We start from the raw sequence: 19537 nt of genomic DNA, 5'->3' as shown, positions 1-19537 counted from the left end.
GTGCATCCGGGAGGATTCGAACCTCCGACCGCTCGGTTCGTAGCCGAGTACTCTATCCAGCTGAGCTACGGATGCATCGGAAAACTTGCTTTACTGCCGATATTGATATCGTGATAAGCGATATCAAGTAAGAGATGGTGCATCCGGGAGGATTACTCGGCTGCGCCTCGCCCTGCGGGCCGTTACTAAAGCAACGTTATCCTCCCTGGTGCTCGCGATTATCTCGCAGACCATGAAACAACAGTTTGCTGTTGCCTCGGAGAAGATGGTGCATCCGGGAGGATTCGAACCTCCGACCGCTCGGTTCGTAGCCGAGTACTCTATCCAGCTGAGCTACGGATGCATCAGGGAAACTTACTTTACTGCAGATTTGATGTCGCTGCTAAAGCGCTATCAAGTAATATGGTGCATCCGGGAGGATTCGAACCTCCGACCGCTCGGTTCGTAGCCGAGTACTCTATCCAGCTGAGCTACGGATGCAAATGGCGGTGAGGCGGGGATTCGAACCCCGGATGCAGCTTTTGACCGCATACTCCCTTAGCAGGGGAGCGCCTTCAGCCTCTCGGCCACCTCACCAACACGCCTCTTGCGAGTGCTTCGAAGAACTTGTTTCTGCTCATCGTCGCTGCGTGGCGCACATATTACTTTCTGGGACTTATAAGTCAAACAATTTTTCCAGAGCTTTTATCGTTTGCACATTTCACGCGCAATTAGTCTGCAAAAACGGCAAAAAGAGTGTTTTATCAACAGATAAATTGGCAATTTCCTGAAGGAGTGAACAAACGGAAACTTCGCAGGAAAAGGCATTACGCGCAGTGGAATCGAAAAAATGGGGAAGACGAAGAAGAAAAGAGAAGAAAAGAGAAGAAAAAGAGTAACTCAATCAGGTTGCGCCTCACCAGAAAGGTGAGACGCGAAAACCTTAGTAACTGGACTGCTGGGATTTTTCAGCCTGGATACGCTGGTAGATCTCTTCACGATGGACAGAAACTTCTTTCGGGGCGTTTACGCCAATGCGCACCTGGTTGCCCTTCACCCCTAAAACTGTCACGGTGACCTCATCGCCTATCATGAGGGTCTCACCAACTCGACGAGTCAGAATCAGCATTCTTTGCTCCTTGAAAGATTAAAAGAGTCGGGTCTCTCTGTATCCCGGCATTATCCATCATATAACGCCAAAAAGTAAGCGATGACAAACACCTAAGTGTAAGCAGTCACGGCATCACATTCTGTTAAACCTAAGTTTAGCCGATATACACAACTTCAACCTGACTTTATCGTTGTCGATAGCGTTGATTCAAACGCTACGGATTGAAGTCCGCAGCGTCGACTTACGCTTATAATTATTACAGTTTTGCGCTGACCCAGCCTTTCACACTGGCTAACGCTGCAGGCAGAGCCGCTGCATCCGTACCACCGGCTTGCGCCATGTCCGGACGACCGCCACCCTTACCGCCGACCTGCTGAGCGACCATTCCAACCAGTTCCCCTGCTTTCACGCGATCTGTCACGTCCTTAGACACACCCGCAATCAGAGAAACCTTACCTTCCACTACCGTTGCCAGAACGATAACGGTAGACCCCAGTTGATTTTTCAGATCATCAACCATGGTACGCAACATTTTCGGCTCAACGTCCGCGAGTTCGCTGACCAGCAGCTTCACGCCGTTGATATCAACCGCTTTGCTGGAAAGATTTGCACTCTCCTGCGCCGCAGCCTGTTCCTTCAATTGCTGCAATTCTTTTTCCAGTTGACGTGTACGCTCCAGCACGGAACGAACTTTGTCACCGATATTCTGGCTATCGCCTTTCAGCAGCTGCGCAACATCGCTTAAGCGATCGCTCTCAGCATGCACGGTTTGGATAGCACCTTCACCGGTTACGGCTTCAATACGACGAACGCCTGCCGCAGTACCTGACTCGGACACAATGCGGAACAGACCGATATCACCCGTACGGCTGGCGTGAGTACCGCCACACAACTCGGTAGAGAAATCACCCATGCTCAGAACGCGCACATGGTCGTCATATTTCTCGCCAAACAGTGCCATTGCACCTTTGGCTTTTGCCGCTTCGAGATCCATGATGTTCGTTTCAATCGGCAAGTTGCGACGGATTTGCGCGTTCACCAGATCTTCAACGGCACGGATTTCAGCAGGCTTCATTGCTTCGGTATGAGAGAAGTCGAAGCGCAGCAGTTTATCGTTAACCAACGAACCTTTCTGTGCCACATGTGTGCCCAGAACCTGGCGCAGCGCTGCGTGCATCAGGTGCGTTGCGGAGTGGTTCAAACGAATACGCGCACGACGGGCTTCATCCACATCAGCCTGTACCGCATCACCAATTTTCAGAGAACCCGCAGACAGCTTGCCAATGTGACCAATGGCCTGGCCATATTTCTGCGTGTCGCTAACGGCAAACGCGAAGCCTGCGCCTTTCAGTTCACCCTTGTCGCCAACCTGACCACCAGATTCCGCATAGAACGGCGTCTGATCCAGTACGACAACGGCATCCTGACCTGCGTTAATTGCGTCTACCGCTTTACCATCAACAAACAGCGCGGTCACTTTGCCGTTCAGTTCCAGGTGCTCGTAGCCTTTAAATTCAGAGGCGCCATCAACGCGAATCATCGCATTGTAGTCTGCGCCGAAGCCGCTGGCTTCACGCGCACGACGGCGCTGTTCTTCCATTGCAGCTTCAAAGCCCGCTTCATCAACCTTAATGTTACGCTCGCGGCAAACGTCTGCCGTCAGGTCAACCGGGAAACCGTAGGTGTCATACAGACGGAATGCGGTTTCGCCATCCAGCGTATCGCCAGACAGTTTTGCCAGTTCTTCGTCCAGCAGCGCCAGACCACGCTCCAGAGTACGCGCAAACTGCTCTTCTTCGGTTTTCAGAACCTGTTCAACCATAGCCTGCTGACGCTTCAGTTCTTCACCTGCAGAGCCCATGACGTCCACCAACGGACCAACCAGCTTGTAGAAGAAGGTATCCTTCGCGCCCAGCATGTTGCCATGACGTACCGCGCGACGAATGATACGGCGCAGCACATAGCCACGGTTTTCATTCGACGGCACAACGCCATCGGCAATCAGGAATGCACAGGAACGGATATGGTCGGCGATAACGCGCAGAGACTTGTTGCTCAGATCGGTTGCGCCAGTGACTTTCGCCACGGATTCGATCAATGAGCGGAACAGGTCGATTTCATAGTTGGAGTTAACGTGTTGCAGCACGGCCGCAATACGCTCCAGACCCATACCGGTATCCACGGACGGTTTCGGCAGCGGTTCCATGGTGCCGTCAGCCTGACGGTTGAACTGCATGAAGACGATGTTCCAGATCTCAATGTAGCGATCCCCATCTTCTTCTGCGCTTCCCGGAGGTCCACCCCAGATATGGTCGCCGTGGTCGTAGAAAATTTCGGTACATGGACCGCAAGGACCGGTATCACCCATCTGCCAGAAGTTGTCTGAAGCATAAGCCGCACCTTTGTTATCACCGATACGGATGATACGTTCGCGCGGAATACCGACTTCTTTTTCCCAGATTTCATAGGCTTCATCGTCAGTTTCATAGACGGTTACCCACAGACGCTCTTTTGGCAGGGCAAACCAGTTTTCACCGGTCAGCAGTTCCCATGCATATTGAATAGCGTCGTGTTTGAAGTAATCGCCGAAGCTGAAGTTGCCCAGCATTTCGAAGAAAGTGTGGTGACGTGCAGTGTAACCGACGTTTTCCAGGTCATTGTGCTTACCGCCCGCACGTACACAACGCTGCGAGGTGGTTGCGCGGGAATAATTACGCTTGTCGAGGCCAAGGAAAACATCCTTGAACTGGTTCATCCCGGCGTTGGTAAACAACAAAGTAGGGTCATTGTTCGGTACCAGGGAGCTGCTGGCAACTACCTGGTGTCCTTTACTATGGAAAAAATCGAGAAACGCCTGACGGATCTCAGCGGTGCTCTTGCTCATAATTATCCTGAAGAAATCAAGCTAACGAAATGTCATTACCAGCATCGGCACGCAAACTGCGCCTCTGGCAATCGAAAAGTGGGAATAAGATAAGTTTTCTTTACTGGGAAGTAAAATCCCGTATGCGGTCAATCGTCAAAATTTCGCCATATTGCCTGAATATCTTCCATCAGATAGCCGCGATAGAGCAAAAAACGCTGGACCTTTACTTTATCTGAAAAATCGACAGGTAAAGGTTCACCGTACTTCCGAATGGCCTGCTCGCGTGCAAGCACTGCCCAGTCAATTTCGCACTCACGCATGGCCCGCTCGATAGCTTCACGTGCGATCCCTTTTTGGTTTAATTCCTGGCGCACTCGGGCTGGTCCATAACCTTTGCGGCTACGGCTGGCGATAAACTGCTGCACGAAACGATCATCATCCAGATAACGACTTTCAATACACCAGGCGATGACCTTGTCGTAATCCTCCGGCGTGGCATCAATTTCTTCTGGTCCATTTTTCCCCATCACCGGAGCGACCAGCTTGCGCCGCAGTTCCTGCTCGCTGTGGTCGCGCATCGCCAGAATGCGTACGGCGCGGTCAAGCAGTCGGGAATAAGCGGAACGGCGGGAAGTTGCTTCTGTCATAGTAAGCCTTCAGAAATGAAAAAGGGCTGCATGATATGCAGCCCTTTACTATATGTGATTCACAACATGCGATTCAAAACAGATTATCAGAAATCTTCGTTCGTTTCTTTTACGTCTTCGCCGCTGTCATCAACGGAGAAATCAGGCGTTGAATCCTGGTTATTGAGCAGTAACTCACGTAATTTCTTCTCAATTTCTTTCGCAGTTGCCGGGTTTTCTTTCAGCCAGTTGGTCGCATTCGCCTTACCCTGACCGATTTTCTCACCGTTGTAGCTGTACCATGCACCGGCTTTTTCAATCAGCTTCTCTTTCACGCCCAGGTCAACCAGTTCGCCGTAGAAGTTGATGCCTTCACCGTAAAGGATCTGGAATTCAGCCTGTTTGAACGGCGCTGCAATTTTGTTTTTCACAACCTTAACGCGGGTTTCGCTGCCGACCACATTGTCGCCTTCTTTCACCGCGCCAATACGACGGATATCCAGACGAACAGACGCATAGAATTTCAGGGCGTTACCACCGGTGGTGGTTTCCGGGTTACCAAACATAACGCCAATCTTCATACGGATCTGGTTGATGAAAATCAGCAGCGTGTTGGACTGCTTCAGGTTACCGGCCAGCTTACGCATCGCCTGGCTCATCATACGCGCCGCAAGGCCCATGTGAGAGTCGCCAATCTCGCCTTCGATTTCTGCCTTCGGCGTCAATGCGGCAACGGAGTCGACAACGATAACGTCAACCGCACCGGAGCGCGCCAGCGCATCACAGATTTCCAGCGCTTGTTCACCGGTATCCGGCTGAGAACACAGCAGGTTGTCGATATCAACGCCAAGCTTACGTGCATAGACCGGATCCAGCGCGTGTTCCGCATCGATAAATGCACAGGTTTTACCTTCACGCTGTGCAGCGGCAATAACCTGCAGGGTCAGCGTTGTTTTACCGGAGGATTCAGGCCCGTAGATTTCGACGATACGGCCCATTGGCAAACCGCCCGCGCCCAATGCGATATCCAGAGAAAGCGAACCGGTGGAGATAGTTTCCACATCCATGGAGCGGTCTTCACCCAGGCGCATGATGGAGCCTTTACCGAATTGCTTTTCGATCTGACCCAGCGCTGCAGCCAACGCTTTCTGTTTGTTTTCGTCGATAGCCATTAATTACTCCTGTCATGCCGCTTTCGGGTTAAACCGCGAAACGTGATAGATAATGTTCTGTTGAGGCAATTATACTGTATGCTCATACAGTATCAAGTATTTTGTAGAAATTGTTGCCACAGGGTTTGTAACGCGTAGACGGTCGCCTGTCGACGTACCGCGTCGCGATCGCCGCTGAAGCATTCCCGACGCGTAATCCCCTCGCCGCTCGCGCTGGCAAAGGCGAACCATACGGTACCCACGGGCTTTTCTTCACTGCCGCCATCCGGCCCGGCAATACCGCTGATCGAGACCGCGAAATGCGCGCGGGCAGCTTTTAGCGCGCCAATCGCCATCTCCACCACTACAGGCTCGCTCACCGCCCCATGCTGGGCCAGCGTCTCTTCGCGCACGCCTATCATCTGTGCTTTGGCTTCGTTGCTGTAGGTCACAAACCCGCGTTCAAACCAGGCGGAGCTTCCGGCAATATCCGTAATCGCTTTGGCCACCCAGCCGCCGGTGCAGGACTCCGCCGTCGTAACGGTCGCCCCACGCGCTTTCAGCGCCAGGCCAACCTGCTCACTTAACTGCATCAGTTCACTGTCGGTCATTTCAGCCTCTGTCAGTTAAAAAATATGCCGGACAAGATAGCACTTTCATAACCGATGTGGGGATGGAGAGAACGTTTTACGAGGGGGATTCCAAAAATTGCTCCGTTGCATTAATAAGACCTGCCGGATGACAATGTCAGGGCATCTTATCCGGCCTACAAGAGATTTCTTCCTGTAGGCCGGTGGAGCGATTACTGCACGCGCGCCAGCGCGACCGCCTGACCCAACTGCCACACGGCCATCGCGTAGTGGGTACTGTGGTTGTAGCGGGTGATGGTGTAGAAGTTCGGCAGCCCATACCAGTATTGATAGCCGGTACCAATATCCAGGCGCAGCAGGCTGGCCTGCTGATGATTACCCAACGACTGCTGTGGCGTCAGACCCGCCGCAGCAAGCTGAGAAATGCTGTACTGGGTTTTAAAGCCGTTCGCCAGCCCAGGTGCCTGACCATTTGCCGGCACCGCGACCGTATCGCCTTTCACCCAGCCGTGGCCCTTGAAGTAATTCGCCACGCTACCAATGGCATCAACCGGATCCCACAGGTTAATGTGGCCATCACCATTAAAATCAACGGCATATTGCTTATAGGAAGACGGCATAAACTGGCCGTAGCCCATCGCGCCGGCGAAAGAACCTTTCAAATCGAGCGGATCGTCGCTTTCATCTCGCGCCATCAGCAGGAAGGTTTCCAGTTCACCAGAGAAGTATTCCGCACGACGAGGATAGTTAAACGACAGCGTCGCCAGAGCATCCAGAATCCGCGTTTTACCCATCACGCGGCCCCAACGCGTTTCAACGCCGATAATGCCAACGATAATTTCCGGCGGAACACCATAGACCTGCCACGCACGGTTCAACGCATCTTCATATTGATTCCAGAAGGTCACACCATTTTGCACGTTGTCAGGCGTGATGAACTGTTTGCGGTAGCGCAGCCATGCGCCGTTAGGACCGGCTGGCGGTTGAGTCGTCGGTGCCTGGCGGTCCATCAAACGCAATACCGAGTCCAGACGCTTGGCCTGCGACAAGATCTCCTGCAGCTGCTGGCGGTCAAAGCCGTGCTTGTTCACCATTTTTTCGATGAACTGCTGCGCGTTCGGATTATTGGCAAAATCACCGCCCGTTTGCATGACGTTGTGCTGTGGCTCAAACAGGAAGCCGCCGGATGGCGCACCCGTAGTCGTTTGAGTCTCTGAAGGTTTAGGTTTGCTGCTACAGGCAGCGAGCAGTACGAAAAGGGGGAGTAACGCTACATAACGACGCTTGAACATGAGACATCCATTAAACAAATTCAGCCTGGGAGAAGTATGGTAAAGCATCCTCCGGCATACAAGGAAGCGGTAGTCGCTCTCCTTCACAGAATTTACATCCCCTTTCATCTCTGACCTTCACATTTGCGAGCTTTCACGCAATAACTTTCAAATTAAAATATTTATCTTTCATTTTGAGATCAAAATAACACTTTTATATCTTTCGATCTGATTAAAATTAGCCACCGTTTGGCAAGATAACTAAAATCCCTACAGGAGAGAATAATGATCGACACCATCACACTCGGTGCTGAGTGGTTTATCGGGCTGTTCCAGAAAGGCGGAGAAGTGTTTACCGGTATGGTGACCGGTATTCTTCCCCTGCTGATTAGCCTGCTGGTCATCATGAATGCGCTGATTAACTTTATCGGCCAGCAACGTATTGAACGTTTTGCTCAGCGCTGCGCCGGAAATCCACTGTCCCGCTATTTGCTACTGCCGTGCATCGGCACATTTGTATTTTGTAACCCGATGACGCTGAGTCTGGGTCGCTTTATGCCAGAAAAATACAAGCCCAGCTACTACGCCGCCGCCTCTTACAGTTGCCATTCAATGAACGGCTTATTCCCGCACATCAACCCCGGCGAACTGTTTGTCTATCTGGGGATCGCCAGCGGCCTGACCACGCAGGGGCTTCCGCTTGGCCCACTGGCGGTGAGCTACCTGCTGGTCGGTTTGGTGACTAACTTCTTCCGCGGCTGGGTGACCGATTTCACCACCACTATCTTCGAGAAAAAAATGGGCATTCAACTTGAGCAGAAGGTGCATCTGGCGGGAGCAACATCATGACACGTATTCGTATTGAAAAAGGCACCGGTGGCTGGGGTGGCCCCCTTGAACTGGATGCCGTACCGGGCAAGAAAATTGTCTATATCACCGCCGGAACTCGCCCCGCAATAGTCGACAGGATAGCAAGCCTGACCGGTTGGCAGGCAGTTGATGGCTTCAAAGAAGGCGAGCCGCCGGAGAACGAAATTGGTGTGGCGATCATCGACTGCGGCGGCACGCTGCGCTGTGGTATCTATCCCAAACGCCGTATACCGACGGTGAATATTCACGCTACGGGTAAATCCGGCCCGCTGGCTCAGTACATTGTCGAAGATATCTATGTCTCTGGCGTGAAAGAAGAAAACATCACGATAGTCGGCGAGGTATCCGCTGCGCCGCAACCTGCAAGCAGCACTATCGGTCGCGATTACGACACCAGTAAAAAGATTACCGAACAAAGCGACGGCCTGTTGGCAAAAGTGGGAATGGGCATGGGTTCAGCCGTTGCGGTTCTGTTCCAGTCCGGACGTGACACCATCGATACCGTCCTGAAAACTATTCTGCCATTTATGGCGTTCGTCTCGGCACTGATCGGCATCATTATGGCTTCGGGTCTGGGAGACTGGATTGCCCATGGACTCGCGCCGCTGGCCAGCCATCCGTTGGGACTGGTTACTCTGGCGCTGATCTGCTCTTTCCCGCTGCTGTCGCCTTTCCTCGGCCCCGGTGCGGTTATCGCCCAGGTTATCGGCGTGCTGATCGGTGTACAGATTGGTCTGGGGAACATTCCTCCGCATCTGGCGCTACCTGCCCTGTTCGCCATTAACGCCCAGGCTGCATGTGACTTTATTCCGGTCGGATTGTCGCTGGCCGAAGCACGTCAGGACACTGTCCGCGTCGGCGTGCCATCCGTACTGGTGAGCCGTTTTCTGACCGGCGCGCCTACCGTTCTCATCGCCTGGTTTGTTTCTGGCTTTATTTACCAATAAGGGGCACTCAAAAATGACCGTAATTTATCAAACCACCATCACCCGTATCGGCCAGAGCGCCCCGGATGCACTGTGCGACCAGATGCTGATTACCTTTCGTGAAGGCGCGCCAGCGGATATCGAAGAGTTTTGTTTCATCCATTGCCACGGGGACCTGAACGGCTCTTTACAAGCAGGGATCCAGTTTGAACTGGGCCAGCACCACTACCCGGTCACCGCCGTTGGCAGCGTGGCGGAACAAAACTTACGTGAACTCGGGCATATCACCCTGCGCTTTGACGGGCAGAGCGAAGCGGAATTCCCCGGCACTGTACACGTTGCGGGCCCCGTCCCGGACGGTATCACCCCGGGCTGTATTTTGAAGTTTGTTGCTTAAGATTGAAGGAGATAAAAATGAATCAGGTTGCCGTTGTCATTGGTGGAGGCCAGACCCTGGGGGCATTCCTTTGCCGTGGGCTTGCGACAGAAGGATACCGCGTCGCGGTGGTGGATATTCAAAGCGATAAAGCTGCCAACGTCGCGCAAGAAATTAACGCCGAGTTTGGCGAAGGTACCGCGTACGGTTTTGGCGCAGATGCCACCAGCGAACAGAGCGTGCTGGCGCTGTCGCGCGGAGTGGATGAAATATTCGGTCGTGTCGATCTGCTGGTTTACAGCGCGGGTATCGCTAAAGCCGCGTTTATCAGCGACTTTCAGCTTGGGGATTTCGACCGCTCGCTGCAGGTCAATCTGGTCGGCTACTTCCTCTGTGCTCGTGAATTTTCACGCCTGATGATCCGCGATGGCGTGCAGGGACGCATTATCCAGATCAACTCAAAATCAGGGAAAGTGGGCAGCAAACACAATTCAGGCTACAGCGCGGCAAAATTTGGCGGCGTGGGCTTAACCCAGTCGCTGGCGCTGGATCTGGCGGAGTATGGGATCACCGTACATTCGCTGATGCTCGGCAACCTGCTGAAATCACCAATGTTTCAGTCGTTATTACCGCAATATGCGACCAAGCTGGGCCTTAAGCCAGATGAGGTGGAGCAGTACTACATTGATAAGGTTCCGCTTAAACGCGGCTGCGATTATCAGGACGTACTGAACATGCTGCTGTTTTACGCCAGTCCAAAAGCCTCTTACTGCACCGGGCAGTCCATCAACGTGACCGGCGGTCAGGTGATGTTTTAATGTTGAATTGCCGGATGGCGGCTGCGCTTATCCGGCAAAATCAAAGGAGTACATAATGGTTTCCGCACTGATTACCGTCGCCGCTATCGCCTGGTGCCTGCAACTGGCGCTTGGTGGCTGGCAAATATCCCGCTTTAACCGGGCGTTTGATCAACTCTGCCAGCAAGGTCGGGTTGGTGTTGGTCGCTCCGGTGGGCGTTTTAAACCGCGCGTGGTGGTAGCCATCGCGCTGGATGAGCAGCAACGGGTGACGGACACGTTATTTATGAAAGGTCTTACGGTATTCGCCCGACCAGGCAAAATTGCCACGATAATGGGCAAACATCTTGATGATTTACAGCCTGATGTGATCTTTCCCCATGATCCGTTATCACAGAATGCACTATCATTGGCGCTTAAACTGAAACATGGGTAATTTCGTTGTGAATGCTAATAGCTTGCGAAATTATCATTTTGCAACTTATTAAGTCAGGGTAATCACGCCTATGAAACCTCGTCAGCGTCAGGCTGCCATACTGGAGCATCTGCAAAAGCAGGGCAAATGCTCGGTTGAAGAACTGGCCCACTACTTTGACACGACCGGCACGACCATTCGCAAAGACCTGGTCATTCTGGAAAATGCCGGAACCGTCATTCGTACCTATGGCGGTGTGGTATTAAATAAAGACGAATCCGACCCGCCAATCGATCACAAAACGCTAATCAATACGCATAAAAAAGAGCAGATTGCCGAAGCCGCCGTCCGTTTTATACACGATGGCGACTCTATTATTCTGGATGCGGGTAGCACCGTACTGCAGATGGTGCCGATGCTCACGCGCTTTAGCAACATCACCGTCATGACCAACAGTCTGCACATTGTTAACGCCCTTTCGGAGCTGGACAACGAGCAAACTATCCTGATGCCCGGCGGGACCTTTCGCAAAAAATCTGCGTCATTTCACGGTCAGCTGGCAGAAAACGCCTTTGAGCAGTTCAGCTTTGATAAACTCTTCATGGGCACCGACGGCATTGACCTTAATGCCGGCGTGACCACCTTTAATGAGGTGTTTAGCGTCAGTAAAGCGATGTGCAATGCCGCTCGCGAAGTGATTCTGATGGCTGACTCGTCAAAATTTGGGCGCAAAAGCCCTAATGTTGTATGCAGTCTGGAAAGCGTCGACAAGCTGATTACCGATGCGGGCATCGACCCTGCGTTTCGTCAGGCGCTGGAAGCAAAAGGGATTGAAGTGATCATAACCGGAGAAACCAATGAGTGATGCACTACTGAACGCGGGCCGTCAGACGTTAATGCTGGAACTACAGGAAGCCAGCCGACTGCCAGAGCGACTGGGCGATGATTTTGTCCGCGCCGCTAATACGATTATCCACTGTGAAGGCAAAGTCATTGTCTCCGGTATTGGTAAATCAGGTCATATTGGCAAAAAAATTGCTGCGACCCTCGCCAGTACCGGCACGCCCGCCTTTTTTGTGCATCCGGCGGAAGCGCTGCACGGCGACTTAGGGATGATCGAAAGCCGTGATGTCATGCTGTTTATCTCCTACTCCGGCGGTGCGAAAGAGCTGGATCTCATCATTCCGCGCCTGGAAGACAAATCCGTCGCACTGCTGGCAATGACCGGAAAACCGACCTCACCGTTGGGTCTGGCCGCCAAAGCCGTGCTGGATATTTCCGTTGAGCGCGAAGCCTGTCCGATGCGCCTGGCACCGACGTCCAGCACCGTAAATACGTTGATGATGGGCGACGCGCTGGCGATCGCCGTAATGCAGGCGCGCGGCTTTAACGAAGAAGATTTTGCCCGCTCACATCCGGCAGGTGCGCTGGGCGCTCGTCTGTTAAATAAAGTGCATCATCTGATGCGCCGTGACGATGCCATACCTCAGGTGAAGCTCACCACCAGCGTTATGGACGCGATGCTGGAACTCAGCCGTACGGGTCTTGGCCTGGTCGCGGTCTGCGACGACCAGTCACTGGTGAAAGGGGTCTTTACCGACGGTGACCTGCGCCGCTGGCTGGTTGGCGGCGGAGCGCTCACCACCCAGGTTAGCGAAGCTATGACTCAGAATGGCATTACGCTACAGGCGCAGAGCCGCGCGATTGACGCCAAAGAGATCCTGATGAAGCGTAAAATCACTGCCGCACCGGTGGTCGATGAAAACGGTAAACTCACCGGTGCTATCAACCTGCAGGATTTCTATCAGGCCGGTATTATCTAATCCTTCAGACCCAGACGTTTCGCCAGCCGGTGCAGGTTGGCGACGTCTGTTTCCAGCGCCCGCGCGCTTGCCGCCCAACTGTGATTATTTTGCGCCAGTGCCCGGCGGATCATCTCCCGCTGGAACGACTCTGTTGCTTCACGCAGATTGTGATGTTGTGGGATCTCCGCAACAACTTCCGCCACCTGCGGAGCCGGACCTTCATCCTGCAAGGCAAAATGCTGCGCCTCCAGCACCACTTCATCCCCTGCCCTGGTAGCCCTGGCCAGAACAACCGCCCGGTGAATGGCATGTTCCAGCTCGCGCACGTTTCCGGGCCAGCCGTAATTCAGCAGATGACTACGCGCGCCAGGGCTTAGCACCACGCGGGAAAGACCCAGCCGTAGTCGGCATTGCTCGCAAAAATAGCCGGCCAGCAGCACCACATCTTCGCCGCGCTCACGAAGAGGCGGTACAGAAAGGGGGAAAACGCTCAGACGGTGGAACAAATCCGCGCGGAAATTCCCGGCCAGCACCTCTTCGCGTAAATCACGGTTCGTCGCCGCCAGCACCCGCACATCCACGCGCAGGCTGCGATCGTCACCCACGCGCTGAATATCGCCGTACTGCAATACGCGCAGCAGCTTAGCCTGTAGCGCCAGCGAGAGTTCGCCTATCTCGTCGAGAAACAGCGTCCCATTGTCGGCCATTTCAAACTTACCGCTACGATTGCTGATAGCCCCGGTAAATGCACCTTTTACGTGACCAAACAGCTCACTTTCGGCTACGGTTTCCGGCAACGCCGCGCAGTTCAGATACACCAGTGGATTCACCGCGCGCGGCGAACCTTCATGGATAGCTTTAGCCACCAGCTCCTTCCCGGTTCCTGTTTCGCCGCTAATCAGCACGTTGAGATCGGACCCCGCCACAATCTCAATTTCTTTTTTCAACTGCATCATATTGGGCGACAGGCCAATCATCTGGGTTTCCGTCACCTGCTCAAAGTTGGTTGACGAACCTGGCAGCATATTCTGGCTTTCCAGTTGTTCAATCAGCAGCGCATTGCTCAGCGCACCCGCCGCCAGCGCGGCAATCAGCCTAAGCTCCTCATCGCTGAAAACATCGAACTGATCGGGCTCCATGCCATCCAGGGTTAACGCACCAATCAAATTTTGACCGGCGAACAACGGCAGCCCAATACAGGCATGCACCTTCAGACTCTCCTGCCCCGGAATCAGACCATCATATGGGTCTGGCAAATCGCTGTCGGCAGGGAAACGAACCACGTCTCCGGCGCGGGCAATCGCCTCCAGACGCGGATGCCCTTCCAGAGTAAAGCGTCTGCCGAGAACATCCTGCGCCAGCCCATCGATCGCCAGCGGAATAAACTGTCGCGACTCATAGCGCAGCAGTGCTGACGCGTCGCACTCCAGCACCTGACGCAAAGTGGTTATCAGACGTTGAAAACGGTCCTGATGTCCAATACCGCTTTGTAATTCAATGGCGATGCCCGCCAGCACGTCTACGGAAAAGCTCATGACTACCTCATTGTCATTTTGACAATTCATATTGTCATATTGACAATTCATATTGTCATATTGACAATAAAATGAATAGTCATTTTGACTACCACTTAATAAGCAGGAAACAATAAAACCATTAAAATCAAAAAGATAAAAAGTTGGCACGCAACCTGCAATAAGCAAAACATCTTTTTTAGAAAAACGCTGAATTAATTACTGAGGTTGCTATGTCTATTCTGGTTAAAAATAACATTCATTGGGTTGGCCAACGTGACTGGGAAGTTCGTGATTTCCACGGGACTGAATACAAAACGCTGCGCGGCAGCAGCTACAACAGCTATCTCATCCGTGAAGAAAAAAATGTCCTGATCGATACAGTAGACCACAAGTTTAGCCGTGAATTCGTGCAGAACCTGCGCAGTGAAATTGACCTCGCGGATATCGACTACATCATCATTAACCACGCGGAAGAAGACCATGCAGGGGCGCTGACTGAGCTGATGTCCTGCATCCCGGACACGCCGATTTACTGCACAGCCAACGCCATTGACTCCATCAACGGGCATCACCATCACCCGGAGTGGAACTTTAACGTGGTGAAAACCGGTGATTCACTGGACATTGGTAACGGCAAACAGCTGATCTTCGTTGAAACGCCAATGCTGCACTGGCCTGACAGCATGATGACCTACATGACCGGCGACGCGGTGCTGTTCAGTAACGACGCCTTCGGTCAGCACTACTGCGACGAACGTCTGTTTAACGACGAAGTTGACCAGACCGAACTGTTCGAACAGTGCCAGCGTTACTACGCCAACATTCTGACGCCGTTCAGCCGTCTGGTTACACCGAAAATTACTGAGATCCTCGGCTTCAACCTGCCTGTCGATATGATTGCTACTTCCCACGGCGTGGTATGGCGCGACAACCCGACGCAAATCGTGGAAATGTATCTGAAATGGGCGGCGGATTATCAGGAAGACCGCATCACCATTTTCTACGACACCATGTCCAACAACACCCGCATGATGGCGGACGCTATAGCCCAGGGCATCAACGAAGTTGACCCGAACGTGGCGGTGAAAATCTTTAACGTCGCCCGTAGCGATAAGAACGAAGTTCTGACTAACGTCTTCCGCTCTAAAGGCGTGCTGGTCGGTACTTCGACGATGAACAACGTGATGATGCCAAAAATCGCCGGTTTGGTGGAAGAGATGACCGGCCTGCGTTTTCGTAACAAACGCGCCAGCGCCTTTGGCTCACACGGCTGGAGCGGCGGCGCAGTAGACCGTTTGTCTACGCGTTTGCAGGATGCTGGTTTCGAAATGTCGCTGAGCCTGAAAGCGAAATGGCGTCCGGACCTGGATGCGCTGGAACTATGCCGCCAGCACGGCCGTGAAATCGCGCGTCAGTGGGCGCTTGCTCCACTGCCGGAAACAACCGTAAAAGCCGCATCCAAAGAAGAAGAATGCGCTTGCGCCGCTGCGGCTGCCGCCGATCTTGGCCCTAGCATGCAGTGCAGCGTGTGCCAGTGGATTTACGACCCGGCAAAAGGTGAACCGCTGCAGGATGTTGCGCCGGGAACGCCGTGGAGCGACGTGCCTGACAACTTCCTGTGCCCGGAATGTTCATTAGGTAAAGACGTCTTCGACGTCCTGGCAACGGAGGCAAAATGAGCCGCGGAATTGTCATTATTGGTTCGGGCTTCGCCGCCCGCCAGTTAGTCAAAAATATCCGTAAGCAGGATGCAAATGTCCCGCTGACCCTGATTGCTGCGGACAGCATGGATGAGTACAACAAGCCCGATCTCAGCCATGTTATCAGTCAGTCACAGCGTGCAGACGACCTCACCCGCCAGTCGGCGGGGGAGTTTGCCGAACAGTTTAACTTGCGTCTATTTCCGCACACCTGGGTAACCGACATCGATGCTGATGCCCACGTAGTGAAAAGCCAGGATCAGCAGTGGCAGTACGACAAACTGGTGCTGGCGACGGGCGCGTCAGCCTTTGTACCGCCGGTTACCGGACGTGAGTTAATGCTCACGTTGAACAGCCAACAAGAGTATCGCGCTTGTGAAACGCAGCTGCGTGACGCCCAGCGGGTGCTGATTGTCGGCGGCGGCTTGATTGGCAGTGAACTGGCGATGGATTTCTGTCGTGCCGGTAAAGCGGTAACGCTTATCGACAACGCCGCCAGCATTCTGGCTTCGCTGATGCCACCGGAAGTTAGCAGTCGCTTACAGCATCGTCTGACCGATATGGGCGTACACCTGCTGTTGAAATCACAGCTTCAGGGGCTGGAGAAAACGGCGTCAGGTATTCGTGCCACGCTCGATCGTAGCCGCAGCGTAGAAGTCGATGCGGTGATCGCCGCCACCGGCTTACGCCCGGAGACCGCACTGGCGCGTCGTGCCGGATTGAACATCAATCGTGGCGTCTGCGTCGATAGCTACCTGCAAACCAGCCACCCGGACATTTATGCTCTCGGCGACTGTGCGGAGATTAACGGTCAGGTGCTCCCGTTCCTGCAGCCGATTCAGCTGAGCGCCATGTATCTGGCGAAAAACCTGCTCGGCGGCAATGCGCCATTGAAACTGCCAGCCATGCTGGTAAAAGTCAAAACGCCAGAACTGCCTCTGCATTTGGCCGGGGAAACCCAGCGCCGCGATCTAAACTGGCACATCGCCGCCGAAGCGCAGGGAATGGTTGCCAGAGGGATGAACGACGAAGGCCAGCTGTGTGCGTTTGTCGTCAGTGAAGACCGCATGAAAGAGGCCTTTGCGCTGCTGAAAACGTTGCCTGTGTAAGTCTGGGATGCCGGATGGTGCCGCTTCGCGTCTTATCCGGCCTGCGACTTTGCCCGGCAACGCTGCTACTGATTTATTAACCTCACGCACATGGATGTGCGTTGCCACTTGTCGGTATGCCCCGACATGTTTTCCTTGCCCCGCCAGTCCCGGGGCTTTTTTTATTTTTTCGCCAATGCTCGCGCTGCGGCAATCACGCCCTGCCCCAATGACAACCCGCCGTCGCCCGCCGGTAAACGCTGCGGGAACAGTAAGGTAAAATCACGCAGATAAAACGCCAGACGGGCCGACAATAAGCGGTTATGCATCACGCCACCGCTAAATACTAACGTCTTAATCCCGCGCGCTTCGGCCTGCATTCGCATCAGAGTGGCAAATCCACGCGCCAGCGCGTCGTGAAACGCCCACGCCCTTTCCGCTGGTTTGGCCTGCCAGTTCAGCCATTGCTGCCAAAAAACTGCTAAGTCCAGCTGATTGTCATCAAGCGGCACCGTGACTGGGTGATCAACGCCATCACATTGCGATGCCATCGCCTCAAGCGCACAGGCAGCTTCACCTTCATAACTCAATGATTCCGGTGCACATTGCAACGCGGCGGCAACGGCATCAAACAGTCGTCCGCACGATGACGCCAGCGGAGCGTTAATTCCCCGTTCAATAGCGCGCGCCAGCACGTTCCAGTTTTGATGTTGCAGCACCGATGTTTCCGGATAACGCTGCCAGTCAGGAACAAAACGCAGGGACTGCGCGAGCAGATTACGCCACGGCTGTTTTGCCGCCAGATCGCCGCCCGCCAGCGCTACCGCCGGTAAGCCGCCAAGGTGTTCACATTCACGATAGTTAACCCGCAAACACTCTCCACCCCACAGCGCGCCGTTTTCCCCCATACCGATACCGTCTAGCGTCAGAGCAATCACATCACCGCCATTGAGCGGCCAGCCGTGCTCCGCAAGACACGCAGCGGCATGCGCATGGTGATGCAGCACCGTTTCAGTTGGCAGCTCCATTTCACTGGCCCACTGGCTGGAAACATAGCCTGGGTGTGCATCATGCACGATACGCTGCGGCGTAAAGTCATAAATGTTCTGGATCAGGCGTAGCGCATCACGCCACTGTTGCTGAATGCCGTCATCGCTAAGATCACCCAAATGCTGGCTGATAACCGCCTGCTCGCCGCGCACCAGACAGAAAGTATTTTTCAGATCCGCGCCTAAGCACAGCATCGGCGGCACGTCGCGAAATCCTGGCGGTAGTGCGACCGCATCCGGCACATAACCCCGGGAACGACGCAGCATTTCCCCACTTTCACGCACCACAGAGTCATCCATCCGCTGCACAATTTCGCGATTATGCAGCAGGAAACCGTCGGCAATGTCGTGTAAATCTTCCAGCGCCTGGGCGTTGGTAATGGCCGGAGGCCTGCCGCTGAGGTTGCCAGAGGTCATCACCAGCGGACAATTCATCTCTTGTAAGAGTAAATGCTGTAACGGATTCGCTGGCAGCATGACGCCAACCTCCGTTAACCCTGGCGCAATACCCTCGCTCAATGCAGCGACATAGCGTTTCTGCACCAGCACGATCGGCGCAGCAGGGGTAGTCAGCAAACGACGAGCGGGTTCAGGCAATCCTTCATCAGAGGGCAGCATCACTGCCAGAGGTTTCGCCGGACGGTGTTTGCGCAGCCTGAGTAGCGCTACGGCGTTATCATTTCGCGCATCGCATACCAGATGAAACCCACCAATGCCTTTAACCGCCACAATACCGCCTGCTTTCAGCCGCGATACCGCCGCCTGCAGCGCCTCTTCTTTCTCCGCTCGCTCACCCGCACAGAACCACTCCAGATGAGGGCCGCATGCCGGACAAGCCACTGGCTGGGCGTGGAATCGACGGTCGTACGGATCGCGATACTCTTTGTCACATTGCGCGCAGAGTGGGAATGACGCCATTACGGTAAACGGACGATCGTAGGGCATCGCGCGGATAATCGTAAAACGCGGACCACAGTGGGTGCAGTTGATAAAGGGGTAGCGGTAACGACGTTCGCCGGGGGTGTTCATTTCAACAAGGCATTCGGGACAGGTCGCGGCGTCCGGAACGATTTGCGTATTCATCGTACCGCCAGCACTTTGACGAATCGAGAAATCGGCAGGCTGCTGCGTCCAGGCGAATGGTTCGCTCTCAACGCTGTCAATGCGCGCCAGCGGTGGGCAGTGTTGATGCAACTGCGCAATAAATTCCGCCGGTTCTTCCTGTAAGCGCACAACCACACCGTCACCGTCGTTACACACATCGCCATGCAGTTGTAAGCGCTGCGCCAGTTGCCAGACGTAGGGGCGAAATCCGACGCCCTGTACTTTGCCGCGAATACGCAGCTGTACGCCGGAGTGGTTGTTTATTGTCATTAAGTCGTTCCCGCAGTCATCTATCC

General features: G+C 53.9%; 17 protein-coding genes and 4 tRNA genes. 9 read left to right on the top strand and 12 right to left on the bottom strand.

All coding sequences use genetic code 11. The features are described from left to right. Position 1: 1 nt before the first annotated feature. The 10 genes from OGY08_RS21140 to mltB all read right to left on the bottom strand — a co-directional run bounded on the left by OGY08_RS21140 (position 2) and on the right by mltB (position 7615). Positions 2 to 75: transfer RNA gene (locus tag OGY08_RS21140), tRNA-Arg, on the bottom strand. A gap of 191 nt (positions 76 to 266) precedes the next feature. Then, positions 267 to 343 (bottom strand) — tRNA-Arg (locus tag OGY08_RS21135). Between the two features lie 60 nt (positions 344 to 403). Then, positions 404 to 480 (bottom strand) — tRNA-Arg (locus OGY08_RS21130). 3 nt (positions 481 to 483) lie between these two features. Next, a tRNA-Ser gene (locus OGY08_RS21125) sits at positions 484 to 576 on the bottom strand. Positions 577 to 922: 346 nt separating this feature from the next. Further along, the gene (gene csrA / locus OGY08_RS21120) at positions 923 to 1108 is read right to left on the bottom strand and encodes a carbon storage regulator CsrA (protein WP_000906486.1); all 186 of its coding nucleotides are present in this window, start codon (positions 1106 to 1108) and stop codon (positions 923 to 925) included. Positions 1109 to 1346: 238 nt separating this feature from the next. Then, positions 1347 to 3974 (bottom strand): alanine--tRNA ligase, encoded by a 2628-nt coding sequence (alaS, locus tag OGY08_RS21115; protein WP_103285682.1) that lies wholly within the window; start codon positions 3972 to 3974, stop codon positions 1347 to 1349. Positions 3975 to 4102: 128 nt separating this feature from the next. Continuing rightward, positions 4103 to 4603, bottom strand: a complete 501-nt coding sequence (gene recX / locus OGY08_RS21110; RefSeq protein WP_125363106.1) for a recombination regulator RecX — start codon at positions 4601 to 4603, stop codon at positions 4103 to 4105. A gap of 86 nt (positions 4604 to 4689) precedes the next feature. Continuing rightward, positions 4690 to 5754: a recombinase RecA gene (gene recA / locus OGY08_RS21105; RefSeq protein ID WP_003037330.1), complete on the bottom strand. Its 1065-nt coding sequence runs from the start codon at positions 5752 to 5754 to the stop codon at positions 4690 to 4692. A gap of 92 nt (positions 5755 to 5846) precedes the next feature. Then, complete coding sequence (gene pncC, locus OGY08_RS21100; RefSeq protein ID WP_048225249.1) at positions 5847 to 6344, bottom strand: nicotinamide-nucleotide amidase; 498 nt, start codon at positions 6342 to 6344, stop codon at positions 5847 to 5849. 191 nt (positions 6345 to 6535) lie between these two features. Continuing rightward, on the bottom strand, positions 6536 to 7615 hold the full coding sequence (gene mltB / locus OGY08_RS21095; RefSeq protein ID WP_286566494.1) for a lytic murein transglycosylase B: 1080 nt from the start codon (positions 7613 to 7615) through the stop codon (positions 6536 to 6538). 264 nt (positions 7616 to 7879) lie between these two features. Here mltB and srlA point away from each other — a divergent pair, with 264 nt between their 5' ends. From srlA to gutQ, 7 genes are all read left to right on the top strand, one after another. Continuing rightward, a complete protein-coding gene (srlA, locus tag OGY08_RS21090; protein WP_125363108.1) occupies positions 7880 to 8443 on the top strand; it encodes a PTS glucitol/sorbitol transporter subunit IIC in 564 nt (187 codons plus the stop codon). Beyond that, positions 8440 to 9411, top strand: coding sequence for a PTS glucitol/sorbitol transporter subunit IIB (gene srlE / locus OGY08_RS21085; protein WP_125363109.1), 972 nt, complete (start codon positions 8440 to 8442; stop codon positions 9409 to 9411). The genes srlA and srlE overlap by 4 nt, the downstream gene beginning before the upstream one ends. A gap of 13 nt (positions 9412 to 9424) precedes the next feature. After that, positions 9425 to 9787, top strand: coding sequence for a PTS glucitol/sorbitol transporter subunit IIA (gene srlB / locus OGY08_RS21080; protein ID WP_008785621.1), 363 nt, complete (start codon positions 9425 to 9427; stop codon positions 9785 to 9787). 17 nt (positions 9788 to 9804) lie between these two features. Further along, positions 9805 to 10584 (top strand): sorbitol-6-phosphate dehydrogenase, encoded by a 780-nt coding sequence (gene srlD, locus OGY08_RS21075; protein WP_003037345.1) that lies wholly within the window; start codon positions 9805 to 9807, stop codon positions 10582 to 10584. 55 nt (positions 10585 to 10639) lie between these two features. Next, positions 10640 to 10999: a transcriptional regulator GutM gene (gene gutM / locus OGY08_RS21070; RefSeq protein WP_008785622.1), complete on the top strand. Its 360-nt coding sequence runs from the start codon at positions 10640 to 10642 to the stop codon at positions 10997 to 10999. A gap of 70 nt (positions 11000 to 11069) precedes the next feature. Continuing rightward, on the top strand, positions 11070 to 11843 hold the full coding sequence (gene srlR / locus OGY08_RS21065) for a glucitol operon DNA-binding transcriptional repressor SrlR (protein WP_003037350.1): 774 nt from the start codon (positions 11070 to 11072) through the stop codon (positions 11841 to 11843). Continuing rightward, complete coding sequence (gene gutQ / locus OGY08_RS21060; RefSeq protein ID WP_003825938.1) at positions 11836 to 12801, top strand: arabinose-5-phosphate isomerase GutQ; 966 nt, start codon at positions 11836 to 11838, stop codon at positions 12799 to 12801. The genes srlR and gutQ overlap by 8 nt, the downstream gene beginning before the upstream one ends. Here the strand turns inward: gutQ and norR are convergent. Then, entirely contained in the window at positions 12798 to 14318 is a 1521-nt protein-coding gene (gene norR / locus OGY08_RS21055) for a nitric oxide reductase transcriptional regulator NorR (protein ID WP_048215691.1), read from the bottom strand. The genes gutQ and norR overlap by 4 nt on opposite strands. A gap of 212 nt (positions 14319 to 14530) precedes the next feature. Here norR and norV point away from each other — a divergent pair, with 212 nt between their 5' ends. Beyond that, positions 14531 to 15979, top strand: a complete 1449-nt coding sequence (gene norV / locus OGY08_RS21050) for an anaerobic nitric oxide reductase flavorubredoxin (RefSeq protein WP_008785624.1) — start codon at positions 14531 to 14533, stop codon at positions 15977 to 15979. After that, on the top strand, positions 15976 to 17109 hold the full coding sequence (gene norW / locus OGY08_RS21045; protein ID WP_048215690.1) for an NADH:flavorubredoxin reductase NorW: 1134 nt from the start codon (positions 15976 to 15978) through the stop codon (positions 17107 to 17109). Before norV ends, norW begins: the two co-directional genes overlap by 4 nt. 161 nt (positions 17110 to 17270) lie before the next feature. On the opposite strand, the gene hypF is transcribed toward norW, so the two are convergent. Continuing rightward, positions 17271 to 19511, bottom strand: a complete 2241-nt coding sequence (hypF, locus tag OGY08_RS21040) for a carbamoyltransferase HypF (protein WP_125363110.1) — start codon at positions 19509 to 19511, stop codon at positions 17271 to 17273. Positions 19512 to 19537: the final 26 nt, after the last annotated feature.

Source organism: Citrobacter sp. Cpo069 (assembly GCF_030332785.1).
Classification (GTDB): Bacteria; Pseudomonadota; Gammaproteobacteria; order Enterobacterales; family Enterobacteriaceae; genus Citrobacter; species Citrobacter portucalensis.
Note: the sequence above shows the minus strand (reverse complement) of the source record. Positions and strands in the feature narration are given on the sequence as shown.